General features: G+C 43.7%; 5 protein-coding genes and 1 tRNA gene. All 6 read left to right on the top strand.

All coding sequences use genetic code 11. The features are described 5' to 3' along the window. Positions 1–108 precede the first annotated feature (108 nt). The 6 genes from ACTJLE_RS05595 (at position 109) to ACTJLE_RS05570 (ending at position 14,185) form a co-directional block, all read left to right on the top strand. Positions 109–181, top strand: a tRNA-Arg gene (locus ACTJLE_RS05595). 380 nt (positions 182–561) lie between these two features. After that, positions 562–1,491: an ORF6N domain-containing protein gene (locus tag ACTJLE_RS05590; RefSeq protein ID WP_481267798.1), complete on the top strand. Its 930-nt coding sequence runs from the start codon at positions 562–564 to the stop codon at positions 1,489–1,491. Positions 1,492–2,610: 1,119 nt separating this feature from the next. After that, positions 2,611–9,165: a hypothetical protein gene (locus ACTJLE_RS05585; protein ID WP_481267797.1), complete on the top strand. Its 6,555-nt coding sequence runs from the start codon at positions 2,611–2,613 to the stop codon at positions 9,163–9,165. Between the two features lie 371 nt (positions 9,166–9,536). After that, on the top strand, positions 9,537–11,216 hold the full coding sequence (locus ACTJLE_RS05580) for a SpaH/EbpB family LPXTG-anchored major pilin (RefSeq protein WP_481267796.1): 1,680 nt from the start codon (positions 9,537–9,539) through the stop codon (positions 11,214–11,216). Between the two features lie 705 nt (positions 11,217–11,921). After that, positions 11,922–12,995 (top strand): class C sortase, encoded by a 1,074-nt coding sequence (locus ACTJLE_RS05575; RefSeq protein WP_481267795.1) that lies wholly within the window; start codon positions 11,922–11,924, stop codon positions 12,993–12,995. A 458-nt stretch (positions 12,996–13,453) separates the two neighbouring features. Next, entirely contained in the window at positions 13,454–14,185 is a 732-nt protein-coding gene (locus tag ACTJLE_RS05570) for an Abi family protein (protein WP_481267794.1), read from the top strand. Positions 14,186–14,216: the final 31 nt, after the last annotated feature.

Genomic DNA, 14,216 nt, shown 5'->3' with positions numbered 1-14,216 from the left:
TTTCAACCCTAAGCAAGCTCGGCGCTCCGAATTGCCTTCGCGCGCGCTGTGCAGCGCTCAGGCACGTCGTCGCGCATCCCGACTAGCGTGTATACTTTCTCGAGTTGCGGGCCTGTAGCTCAGTGGATAGAGCGTCTGCCTCCGGAGCAGAAGGTCGTGGGTTCGAACCCCATTAGGCCCACTTTTGATTTTCTTTCGTATTGCGCTCGCGACTTTTCCGGCGTTTGTTGTCGGCTTGGCTGCGGATGGCAACATTTGCGGGAAAATTCCCGGCATTTGTTGTCGGTTTGGCGTTTTTGGGAAACATTTGCCGGAAAATTCCCTGCGTTGGCGCGACGACCTGCTTGAGAGCTGCTACGTATTTGTGTTGTTTTTATTCTGTGGAATCTTATAAAATCATATTTATGCGCTGATGCATGCTAGTTTTCTGCTAGTTGTTAGATGTTTTGTGGCTTGTGCTTGATTTTGTAGTGTTGCTTGTGATTCATGGGGTTTGTGTTAGAAGTTAAGTGTTTATTGCACGGCGCTAGGTTTTACGCACATTTTTTAGGAGGGGATTTTATGGTAGAGCAGAATAAAAATTTAATTATAGCGGACGCTAAAAGCGAGTCTGCTAAAACGCTTATAGACGCTAAAACAATAAAAGAAAAAATTTATAATATTCGCAATCAAAAAGTCATGCTTGACGCGGATTTAGCTGAAATATATGGGTATACTACGGCAAGATTCAACGAGCAGGTAAAAAATAACATAGAAAAGTTTGATGATGACTTTATGTTTCAGCTAACTGCTGATGAGTTCAAAAACTTGATGTCGAAAAATTCTACATCAAGTTGGGGTGGTCGCAGAAAGCTTCCATATGCTTTTACTGAGCAGGGTATTTATATGCTCATGACGGTGTTAAGAGGCGAACTTGCCATAATGCAGTCGAAAGCGCTTATTAGAACCTTTAAGCAAATGAAGGATTATATTGTTGAGAATAAGGATTTTATTGGTGCGAATGAGTTAGCGCAGCTTGCGATTCAAACGAATCAGAATACTAAGGATATAGCGGAAATAAAATCTCAAATGGCAACGAAGGAAGATTTTAATAAGGTAATGGATAATTTTATTAATCCAGATTCGTATAAACATTTTCTTCTTATGGACGGCAATAAAATAGAAGCGGATCTTGCGTATTGCAAAATATATAAGTCAGCCAAGAAGAGCATTTACGTTGTAGATAATTATATTGGTCTTAAAACGTTGGAACTATTGCGGTTTGCTGGGGAAGGTGTTGAAATCGTAGTTTTTAGTGATAATGCTAGGAATAAGAATATGCTTACGGAAAGCATGTTGCACGATTTTGTAAGCGATTATCCTGGTGTTGATTTGAAGTTTAAGACTGCTGGCAGAAAGTATCACGATAGGTATGTGGTTATAGATTATGGGACGGATGATGAGGCTGTTTACCTTTGTGCGCTCCGAATTACCTTTTCGCTTAAAGCGTAGCGCGAAAAGGTAATTCGGAGCGCTGAGCTTGCTTAGTGTTGAAAGCACGGTGTGCTTTCAACGCAAGCGAAGACGTGAGCGCGCTGTAACGCGCGAGCGACACGACCTGTCTTTGCGCTTGTATCATGCGATGTTTGATGAGTTGCTGAAGAATCCTGAGTTGGATTTCTAGCGTTTTTATAATGTTCTACCGTTTTGCTTCAAACGTGCGCTCCAATCTGCTTGAGCGCTGCGTTGCGCGTGCGTAAAGTTTTGGTCGGATTTTAGTGTGTAACCGACCCTTATTTGTACTGTTATTGACAGTTGGATATGTGAAAGATAAAATTGAAAATGCCTGAAAACCTTAGGGTTTTGGGGGGGCGGAAGTACGAGAGCGCATCTGCCCCGATTTTTTTTGCTCCAAATGTGCGCAGCTTTTCTCGCGTTGGCGCGACGACCTGCTTGAGCGCTGCATGCGCTTATTTAGCTTGCGCGCAGGTAGCGCAGCGCGCGCGGCTGACACAGCATGTAGTGAAAACATGCAGATGTTATAACAACATTTAGTGGTTTTAAGACACGCCGAGCGCGCCGTTTATCTGTTTGCGCGGTTTATTTTTTCAAAAAATATTCTGCAATTAATCATTTTTTGCAGTATATTTTTTGGCATGTTTGATTATTAAAAAAAGTTTTTCGCAATTATAAAAATCTATGTGTGTTATATGCTAAATTACTTGAAATGAACCACGGGGGGGGGTATAACTACTAGAGTCTCTATGTGGCTGTATTTGCCTATAGGAGGTAAGGGTATGATATACTCTCTACCTATAGTTGGCTTACTGGCCGGCGTTCTCGTAGATTAGGGAAGATGAGTTTTGATCTCTAATTTACGCTTATAAAGATTCGCCAGCTGGATTGTTTTGCAAGTGCAGGCACGCTGAAATCGATTGCGATTGTTGAGATTGGTTGCAGTGCGCGCTACATCGATTGCGATTGTTTTTCAATTGATTGTAGATGTGATGAAGATGTGTTGCAGGTGTGCTGCAAGCGGCTTGATTTTTGCGCAATGACGAATTGTTTTAGAGGGTCAAATGCGCGAAAAATCAGCCTTTTGCGGCGGCGGTGATTAGGAAGGTGAGGAATATGTTACCGGCAAAGTTTAGTGGATTCGCATCACGCGTGGGTCGTCTTGCGTTGCGCGCTTTGTCTTGGCATAAAACCAGCGAGCGCGATGCAGCGCTCAACGCTACCTCTAGCGCAACTTCCGGCGCAACCGTATCTGACTCTTCCTCTAACTCTGATGCTTCTAACTCCGTATGCAACTTCGCTGACTCTGACTCTTCTTTCCGCACCGCACGTTTCCGCACCGCACGCCCAGCCCGCACTTTCCGCCGCTCGCTCTTCGCAATGCTCGTAGCCGCTACCACGCTTTTTGCGACTTTTGTTGTGCCTGCTAAGCCTGCAAACGCTGCGCAGGTTTGGTGGGATTACGCTGGTAATGGTTATATGAGTCATGATTCTGTAGCTGTCGTTGATGTCATACGTGATATGAGTATTGGATATCCTGATATAGCAAAAGTTAATGTGAATGGTGAAGATAGAATAAAGGTTACTTGGGATGTCTATTTTAATACGAATTCTATCGGTGGTCGTCGCGCAGGTAAACCTTCTTTAGGTCAGTTTGGTAAAGGTGAACACGGTAATCAGCCTTCTTTAGGTACGGGATTTGATAGGCCATCTTGGTTTTATGCTTGGATTCCAAAGGAAATAGAAGATAGTTCTATAACCGTTGCGAAATCAATTGCTCAAAGAAGTATCGAAGCTGGCGTAGTTTCATTTTACTGGCCTGATAAACCAGACGAAGTATTAAATAGAAGTACTTGGCCTAGCCATAGAGCCAGTAGAAAGACTTGGTATTATACTGATAAAGATTTTGAAATTTCATGGAACGACTCTCTGGCAGTCGGCTCTAACAATCATGGCCTTGGTGGGCGTCCAACAGATCCAAATTCGATATATCACTATAACAATACCGAAGGTGATGGCGCAAAAACTTATGAATATAACATGTGTGAAGTGCGCGCTTGGAAAGATAGGGGAGGATTTGGCAGAGTATTTTCTAGTCAAGAATTTCGTAATGAAGAATTTCCTCGTAGATGGGTTATATCTGGTTATTTAAATAAGGGACTTACTGAATATGATGCTATGATGCTTCCGTTTATAGCGGGATGGACTTCTGCTAAAGGAACAGGTAAAAACAAGTATTCTGTTATGGGCCCATTTGATACCGACGGTGATGGCATACCTGATTTTGTTGAGCATCAGTACAAAATGAATCCTAAGAATAATGATGATATTTCGTATCCAGCATATAAGGAAGATATGCTGAAAGATTATGGAAAATCTAACGTTCCAATTACAACTTATAGTAAGCCTATTACTTTATATCCTTTTATTAAGGAAGGAGAGTGGCAAGGAGATAGTTCCGATGGAAAATTTGCGTATAACGGCAAAACTTCCACTAATGTTCCTCAGCATATAGGCATAACTTATAAGCTTAAGAATGTTCCTTCAGGTGTGAGAATAGTTGATTCTCCGTCTAACATGAAAGAAGGAACGGTTTATATTAATAATCAGACTGGTCAAATAACATATAATCCTAGGAAAGAAGATAAAGGCAAAGTTCTTGATTTTGGAACTGAGATTGTTTATCCAGATCCTTCTAAGCGCCCTTATAACTGTAATTACAAAACTCCTTTACGTAAATTGCACACAACTAAAATAAAGGTCGTTTCGCAAGCGTCACTGTATAATCCTGTTTACACTCCAATTGATTTGACAGAAAAAACTGGTGACGATCAGGGAAGTATTGTACCTATTGTTTACACTGCTAAACCACAAAGTGTTAAGGATAAAAGCAAGAAGAATGCGGATATTATTCGGTCTGGCGATCTTCCTAAAGGTGCTACTTTTGAGCTGAAGCAGTACACAAAAAAGTCTGGTAGGAATACTCTAAAGAGCGATCCTGTGCTTGATTGGTCGCGCATAGAGCAGCAAGATAAAAATAATGGAAAAGTCCGCTTTTATTCAAACAAATGGAGGGAGCCTGTCAAGAAGTATATTACTCCTGTAGTAGTTCACTATGCGGATGGTTCTAGTTCTACTGATGACGACGCAGGTAATGCTGACGCAAGAGGAGATTTTAACAAGAGCGTAGTGTATGCTTCGGTTAATCTTAAGCGTCCAAATCCTAGAGATTCTGAGCTGAAGTTGAATATTCATAACGGTCAGAATGGAAGTAATTTAGGGGAAAATGGCTCTGTTACTATCACTGTTAACGATCCGCTTAATCCAAGAGTTTGGATTGACTCGTGGGCTCAGTACCAAATTGGTCAAATATCGTTGAAGTCTCTCTGTTGGAAGGAAACAACGGGGAAAAATAATAAAGTAACAAAGTCAGACTATACCTTTAGTGACCTATCTAAAACGAATAACGATAATACTATTAACGGTTTGACTTTTAAGCAGACTGAAAAATGGCCTCACGCTAGCGATAGTGAGCAGGAAACTTGCTTTAATAACGGAACGTGCAATAGCAAAAAGTTGTTTGATGGTGACGCTTTTACTATTGAACGTTCGCGTGGTGAGATTTCTGGCACGCCTAAGAAGGGCGGTAAGTACGTTTGCCGCGTGTTTGCTTTAAGAGATGGAAGTCAAGCGAAAACTGATTTTGATAATGCTGCCAAAGCTAAAAATCATAACTTCACTTTGCCTAGTGGTAGCCAAAAATACGATTGGCAGTCTAAAACAGTAACTTTTGTTGCGCATTCTTTGGCGCACAAGTATAACCCTCAGTACACGAAGTCGTATGTGAAGATTTTGTCTGAAGTTACTTCTGCTGCTCCAGTAAGCAAGCGTGGTGCTAATGATGTAGGAAGCGATAATAGCCAAAACGATCTTGTGCCAGATGGTACAAGTTTGCCAAAAGGCACATGGTTTGAGTTAAAGAAATACTCAAAACATTCGGATTCAAAAGATTGGCTTTCGTGGTCTAGTTTTAAAGATAAGCAGAGTAATAAAAAACAGAATGAAAATGAAGCCGAAGATACTACTTCTGACACTGCGTATGGCAAAGTTACTTTTAAACCATTAAGAGGTACAGAACTTAAAGAGTATTTAGCTCCTGTAATTGTGCATTATTCGGACGGTTCAACTTCCGAAGATCCAGATTCTGGTAACCTTGGCAAACCTGTGTATGCACCTGTGTCTGTGACTAATCAACAATATCAAGATGATGATTTAAAGCTTAAGGTTTATTCACACCTTGGTGCCGGCGGAAGACAAATTGAGGACAACGATAATGCTGGTATTCGTTTCCGCCCAGGTGAAGTGTTAGGTGATGGTAAAGGCAACACTAAGCCAATGTTCTTTGACTCGTGGTCAAGCGCTAAGCCAGGAAAAATTTATCAGCGCATGCTTTGCTATAAGTTAGACAAGGCGACTAATAAGCGCTCAGATTATGAGATTGATGGTGTTAATGGTCTAAAACTTGCTGGTCGAGAAGGCAATACACAAAGCGGTAGTTTTGTTGTAGGTAAACCTTCTCAATGGCTTACGGCTACTGAAAAGCAGCGGAATGAGTGTAAAGCCAATGGTAGCAAATGCAACCGTAGCCTTTACTTATATGGTGATGAGCATGATACCACAGAGCGCACTTGGGGCTGGTTACAGGGCAATGTAAACAAGAAGAGTGGCGACTTTGTTTGCACTGTGTACTCTATTAAAGACCTTGAAAATGGAAGTAAGCGTGGTGGATTGCAAACTAAGTTTGATACAGAGCTAAATAAGTTTGTAAAGAATCCTGGCGAACGCAAGTTTGAAGATGTTATTAAGACAGTCTTAAAGGATCAGAAGGGCAGTAAAAGCAATCCTATTGATGCTACTCAAAGGCACGTCGATTGGGACTCTGTAACCTTCCCAATTCACGTGCACTCGGACGCTCACTACTACAACCCTCAATATGCCACCCTTACAATGGAGGCCGGCACCAAACAAGCCACTGAGGTGCCTCAAAGCAAGAAGAATGCTAATGGTGCTACTACTTTGCAAGACGATGTTAAAGAAGGCGCGCTGCCGGACGGCACTTGGTTTGAACTAAAGGGTTCTTTAAGTTACGCATTCTTTGAAGATGATCAAGACAATAAAGCTGACTCTGGTAATTCAGCTAAGAATCCTACGGGCAAGTTTGGTAAGGTTACGTTCCGACCGCACAGGTGGTTCCCTTCTACAACTATTGGTAGGCCTGAAAAAAAGCAGGTTATTGTGCACTACCCGGACGATTCCACTTCTGAAGATTCGGACTCTGGTAATCTTGGCAAACCCGTTTATGCGACTGTAAACATTACTCGATCGCATGATGAGGAAGCTGGCAATTTGCACTTGAATGTTGGTGATAAAGAAGGTAGCGGCGACTGGCAAGATACTGCTATTAATCTTAGTAAAGGCGAGGAGCTCAGTACTTCCAAACAGACGGCTCGCTGGCTTGATTCTTGGTCCGTGTATAAGCCTGGAAAAATCAATTTGCGCACAATCTGCCATAAGGCTAATCCAGATGGCACTAAGTCTCACTACCAGTCGGGCGGTATTGCTGGCATTAAGATGCAAGATGTAAAGATTTGGTATCATACAGAGGATGCGAAACAGCAGAAAGCTTGCGAGAAGGATAGAAGCAAGTGCCACCCTGATACGCAGCTGTACGACGATTACATTACGAATGGTAACTCACGCAACACAACTGAGCGTACTCGCGGATGGATTAAGGGTACGGCTAACGAGACTGGTGATTACGAGTGCGTAGTGTACGCGATTAAAGATAAGCAGCATCTTATTAATGACAATGACGATTTGCTTGATAGATTCGACAAAGCTGTTAAAACACTCAACAAAGATGCAAGTAAGAATAACACTAATCCTTTGCAAAACTTCAAGTGGAAGCTTGATGGTGATAACGGCAGTAAAAACGCTGTGGAAGGCGTTGACTATGCGAAGCGCACAATACCAATCCACATTCACACTCAAGCACACAATTACAATCCAGTGTACGACAAGGTGTCTGTGCAAGCTGGTAAGGAAGTGCAGTCTGGTTTGCCAAAGAACAAGAAGCCGACTGGCGATCAGGTAAATCGGAAATCGCTTGCATATAATGCGATTGCTGATGGTGAAGCATTCCCTGATGGCACTTGGTTTGAGCTGAAACAGAGCGCGTCTCAGCCTGCAACGTACGATAACGCATACGATTGGTCATTCTGGAAGAAGGGTCAGAAGGATAGCAATGCGCCTAAAGACCAAAGTAATCCATTAAGTCATGATCCAACTAACCCACTCAATCATAGTGGTAAAGATATTAGTTTAAACTCAGGCTCTAAGTATGGCAAAGTTACATTCCACCCAGACGTAACGATTGAGCCTAAAGATTACTACCAGACGCATGTGATTGTTCACTACCCAGACGGCTCTACTTCGGACGATCTTGATGCTGGCAATAACCAGTTTAAGGCTTCAGCGAGTGCAACCAGCACCATGAACCCTGTGTTTGCAAAAGTGCAAGTGACTGATTTGGGCTATAATCGTACTGATTTGAGGATGGTCTTAACTAAAGCTAAGGATACAGATAGTCCTCTTGATAGTAAGAGTGATCTTACAGTTATGAAGGGCATTGGGTTGCTTAAAAACCCGTTTGTGCAAGCGTGGAGCGTAAAAGATAAAGGCAATATCAATCTGCGCATGATGTGCACTAAATCTAATGAGCAAAAGTGGAGCCGATGGCTTGAAAACACGCTGAATATGCGATTGGGTAATCAGTACGGCGATAGAACTCCTAAATGGACTTTTGCTACCGAAGAGCAGCAGAAAGATTGTAGAGAAAATGGTGTATGCAATGTTGACCATGTTCTCTACGGCTTGCTGAACGATAATGCTAATCCTGGAAGTGTAGAAAGTGCGGTTGCGCGCAGGGAAGAAGAAATCGAGGGCGCTCCTCAAGAGACTGGAACGTATTCTTGCTCTGTTTTTGCTCTGAAAGATAAGGCACTTACTGCTTTTGATACAGCTGTTAAAAAGAATATTCCTGCAAGCGACGGTTCTTACACATCAACTGATATGTGGAATGTAGATCTTAGGACTACAGATAGTTCTCTAGTGAAATCTCAAGACTGGGATCGCATATCGTTCAAGGTGAACGTGGTCGACAAATTCGCTCTGCCAAAGACCGGCGGCGAGGGGATGAGCATGGCGCTGCTGGTGGTGGCGATGATCGGCATGTGTGTTATGTGCGGCGCGTTCTTCGTTGATCAGACGAAGTGGGGTCACGCGATGCTCGCTGGCGCGGCTAGTGCTGCTGTCGGCGCGGCTGCTGGCATGATGTGCGGTTTGCGCGGCGTTGCTCGCGGCGTTACCGCAAGCATCACGCAAGCTCGCACTACGCAATCTCACGCTACGCAAGCCAACATCGCACGAAACAGCAACAGCAACCGTAAGATTTCCGAAATTTGGCGCGGTTTAGTCAAAAAAGTCAAGGATATTAGGCGATTTGACGAATATTGTGCGCCTGTAAAAGATTTTGCTCGCAAGGTCACCGGATGGTTGCGTGCCGCATTTAGGCGCGTCAGAAGGTGGGCTACCGAAAGGTGGCGATGCTGATGAAAATTTTCTGCAGCCTAAAAACTGCAGTATGACCGCCGCGTCGCACGTCGACTTGCGTGCTGCTAAAAGCATGGGAAACGCAGAATTGCGGAAATGCAGCATTGCGGAAACGCAGAAATGCAGAAATGCAGCAATGCAGAATCGCAGAATCGCAGAAATGCAGCAACGCAGAATCGCAGAAACGAAGCGGATTGCGCGGCACAACTTGTTGCTAGGCAACGCGAGCTCTCCTATGAAACGCAGCGCTCGCGGCCGACCGCAACACAACAACAAATAAAGGGTTATTTCCCAAGCAAAGGGTTATTTCCCGAACAAAACGTATTTTCCTCAAACCTGCCCGCTAGGGCACTGATATAAAGGAGAAGAAAGTGAATAAGTTCACTAAACAATGCGTGGCGGCATTCGCCTCGCTCGCAATGGCTGGCACGCTGTGCGTCGCCGGCGCCGTGGTTGCAAACAACGTAGCATTTGCTAATGGTCCTGCAGCAACAGCTGAAAAAGCTCCATGGGATCTTGGTACTGAAGCTACCACCAAGAAGGGTAAAATTATCATTAAGAAGCAAGATGCTTCCGACAGCAATAAAGCTTTAGGAGGTGCTACTTTTACCATTCAGAAGGTTACTAATATTAAGACTGGTGAAAGCGATACCACTGGTCTTACTGTAGATTTAACTTCTGAGGAAGGTTGGACTAAGCTTGCTGGAAAAGTAAATCAGCTTAACACCACTCCTCTTGATGAAACTAAGCTTACATTAGGTACAGAAACGGAAAAGACTACTGGCACAGATGGTAAGGCTGAATTTGATAACCTTGCTTTGGGCTTGTATTTGGTGAAGGAAAAGTCTGCTCCTACTGGCTATGCAACTGATGTGAAGCCGTTCTTCATGACTGTTCCAGAGATTACTCGTGGAGCCAAAGATAAGAACAATACCTACACATATGAAGTGTCAGTTTCCCCTAAGAATACCAATGTTAAGGATAATGTCACCAAGACCGCCGATAACGGGAAGATTGTTGGTGCTGGTGATACATTGCCTTATACCATTACTGCAACAGTAAACAAGAAGAAGTCCGATGCTGCTGATTCTAATACTGGAATTACGAAGGATGAGCTCCAAGGTTTTGCTGTTTTCGATGATGCTGTAACTACTGCATATGATTCTGTTGCTAAGGATGTTGTTAAAGAAGTTAAGATTGTAGGTCAGAATGATGCTATGGTTGCAGCTGACTACACGGTGACTTCTGAAGCATTAACTGCTCCTGGAGATACAACTCGTACTCGTATCAAAGTTGCTTTCACAGATGCAGGTCTTGGAAAAATTGCTGCAGCAGTGAATACTGCAAATGGTACTGATGTTAAAGTTACTGTTAAATTAGAACTTAAGTTGAAAACGGATATTTCTGGTTTTGTTGGTTCCGATAAGAAGTTAACTAACAAGTCTGGCTTCGTTCCAGGCCACACCGCTGGCGTTCCAGATACGCCAACTACTGGCGGTGAAGCAACGACTGAGTTCCGTAAGTTCCACATTAAGAAAGTCGATGCAACTGATAATACAAAGGCTCTTAAGAAGGCTGAATTCAAGGCGTTTGCTGATCAAGATGAAGCTAAGAAGTGTGCTGCTAACCCGGACGCTGCTAAAGCTTGCGATAAAGCAATGACAGGTTTTGCTGATCCTGCTGGAACTACAGCTGGTGATCAAGGAACCATTACGACCACTGGCAAAGACGGCAAGACTGCTGATTACGTTGCCAAGGTTACAGATACAAATAGCAAAATTTATCTTGTTGAGGTTAACGCACCAGAAGGTTATGCTCGTTCTGAGCAGCCTCATGAAGTTTCTTTGACTACTGCTCAATCTAGTGCAGCTGCTCAGGAAGTTGAAATTGTGAACGTGCCAACCAAGGACAATGGTTCTTGGTTCAAGCTTCCAAAGACCGGTGCCGCTGGCGTTGTGATCTTCGCGTTGGCTGGCGTGTGCTTGGTGTGCTTGGGCATCTTCCTCTTCATGCGCAACCGCAAGAAGGAAGAAGAGCAGCAGGCTGCCTGATTCCGAGCAATTCTTAGGAATTGCAATCCGCTAGGCGATTAAAGTTGTAAACGTGCTTCACGCTAGACTTTAATCGCCTAGCTATAACTTAAAACTCTTGTTTTTCGTTCCCTGCAGATGTTTATGTAGCTTTGCATCATTGCTCTGCTGACGTTGTTTCTGTGGCTTTGCAGTAATGCTTCTGCGAACAGTGACTATTTGTTGCTTAGCGAACTTTAACAGTATTGCTCTGCTGACGTTGAGTATTTGTTGCTTAAAGAACACTAGCGTCCGTGCTGCTGCACACTCCACGCCAGGCACACAAACCACGCAACCACCCGCAGCTTAATTTTTCGACTTTAGTTGCACTTAGTAAACCACGCACTTACGTAACTTTCTGCACGAGTCTATGAGTTTTGTGTTAGTGGCATGTGTGGTAGAGCCTCAAAAGTTTTCGGGCAGAGCAATAAAAGAGGACTGAGGAAGCAACGTTCTTTTAAGAACAAAGCAGACAGTAAAGTCTTTAACAGCTAAAGCGACGAAGGACGGGAACTTGCGATGCTGAAAACTTTCGAGGCTCATCAGACCGACTATATAAAACACCAGTCAAAACTCATAGACGATACTCAAGAATCTCGAAAAGAAAATTGCGAGGAGAGAAATCCCCCCAAAACTCGCGCCACAGCAAACAAGTATTTACGCATATAGATTTTACAAGGAGGAAGCATGAAATTAAACAGCGCTGTTACGAAAGTATATGCTTTCCTCAACAAAATCTCCCAAAACAAGCTTTTCAAAACCAAAACTAACCAAACTAACCAAGCTAACCAAACTAACCAAACCACCCCAACCACCGCACCAAATCAACCAAAACCCCACGCCGCCCACAAATCTCAGCAAAAATCTAAGCTCCGCCGCATCATCGAGCCAATCGCCTTCGTGCTCGCTGGCCTTTTGTGTTTTGCATATCCGGTGTGCTCCACGCTTTGGAATAATCGCGTTTCTAAGGAAATTTCCGCAGCGTACGACAAGTACAACCACGATCAAGCTGGCGACGTGCGCCGTGCTCACCTGCGCGCAGCTCGCCGCTATAATGCGCGCCATAAGGCGATTATTAGCTCCGATCCTTACGACGGCACCACGGATTACATGAATAAGCCGGAGTATAAGGAGTACGCGAAGCAGCTTGATGAGCCTATGGGCATTATGGGCATTGTAAAGATCCCGAAGATTGGTGTGAAGCTGCCGATTTATCACGGCAGTTCGCAGGAGGTGTTGGCGCATGGTGCCGGCCACTTGTATGGCACGGATTTGCCGGTGGGCGGCAAGAATCGCCACACGGTTGTGACGGCGCATACGGGTCTTGCGGATGCAACGATGTTCGACGATTTGGTGAATTTGAAGAAGGGCGACTACTTCTACTTTGATGTGCAAGGTGAGACTTTGCGCTACAAGGTGTTCCGAATTAGCGTGGTCGATCCGCACGACATTAGTTTGTTGCAGCGCGAGAAGGGGCGCGATTTGGCGACTTTGCTTACCTGCACCCCGTATGGCGTTAACTCGCACAGGTTGCTGGTGACGGGGTATCGCGTGCTGCCGAATCCGGTGAAGCCGCCGGAGGATCGCGTGCAGTGGCCGCTTTGGATGACACTGTTTGTGCTCGCTATAATTCTTACGATTGCGGTGTTGGCGACGATGCTTGCGACTGTGTGGCGTAAGAAGCGTGATGAGATTTATGTGCGCGGCAAGCATTTGCTGGCGGTTTCGCGCGATGTGATGCGTAAGTTACGGCGCGGGTGATTCGGCGCGCAAGTTTCGGCGCGCAAACGCCATAGAATTTTCCGGCAAATGTGGTCAAAAATGATGAAAACGACAACAAATGCCGGAGAAAAATTTCCCGCAAATGTTTCCCAAATCCGCCAAAGCGACAACAAACGCCGGAAATTCTCCTCACGTTTGGAGTGCTACGCCAAACTAAACCCTCCAAACGCGAGATAACGCTCGCACTATAAGCGCTCGCTGTGCTGCGCTCAAGCAGGTCGTCAGCGCACGAGTTTGGAGTGCTACACAAACCCACGTTTAGTAAAAATCTTCCAGCCAAAAACAACTGAGCTCTTGTTTTAAACAAACAAGAGCTCAATGAAATCACGTGTAGGAGCAACCTACACAGGTAAAATAAATTCTAACACATTCTGTGGCGATTTGCATATTCCATATTGTATTTTGTGGTAAATGTCAATTAAATGTACAATATTTTCATGACTGCTAATGCAATTTTTACTCTGAAGGAAGCGCAACAATTTTGTGGCGTGGCTAGATTTGATCGTTATATGCGCGATGCAAATAATGATTTAGATACGGCTATGCTTATATGCAAATCGAATCATGAATTAGCAGGAGTATTGCATGAGCAGATTGGATACGTAGAAATATGCGTGCGTAATTCAATTGATTTAGAACTTCGCAAACTTGCATTGAAAGAAAAGCAAAATGAGGAATGGACTAATCCTCTTTATACGCCAGATTTGGTTAAAGATTTGATTGAAAATCAAATCAAGCAAGCTAGAGAAATTGCAGTTCGCTCGCATGCTGGTGCAAGTATAAATCATGATGACATTTTATCTAAACTCATGTGGGGAACGTGGGTAAAACTTGTTGGAACTTCAGAAACAAAAAACAGCAATCGCATTCAGCAAAAACTTTGGAAAGAGGCTGTATGTAATGCCTTTCCATTTGTGAATTGCTCCAAAATCAATAAAGAAGACGATGAGGATAGGAAAGTAATAGCACAAAATCTTATTTACATCAAAGAGATTAGAAATAAAGCAGCTCATTTTGATAATTTATACAACATAGCTAAGGGAAAGAGAAATCTTACAAACGCACTGTTTATGCTACTTCATTCAGTTAATGAATCGTTTACGACTGGATGGATTGATCCAGCAAAAATACGTAAAGCTGCTAATAAATATTTGGAACTTATGAAATAAATTGATGAGTAAGCAGGATTAAAGCAGATGC

The sequence above is a fragment of the Gardnerella sp. CCPDSM genome (assembly GCF_056754715.1).
Note: the sequence above shows the minus strand (reverse complement) of the source record. Positions and strands in the feature narration are given on the sequence as shown.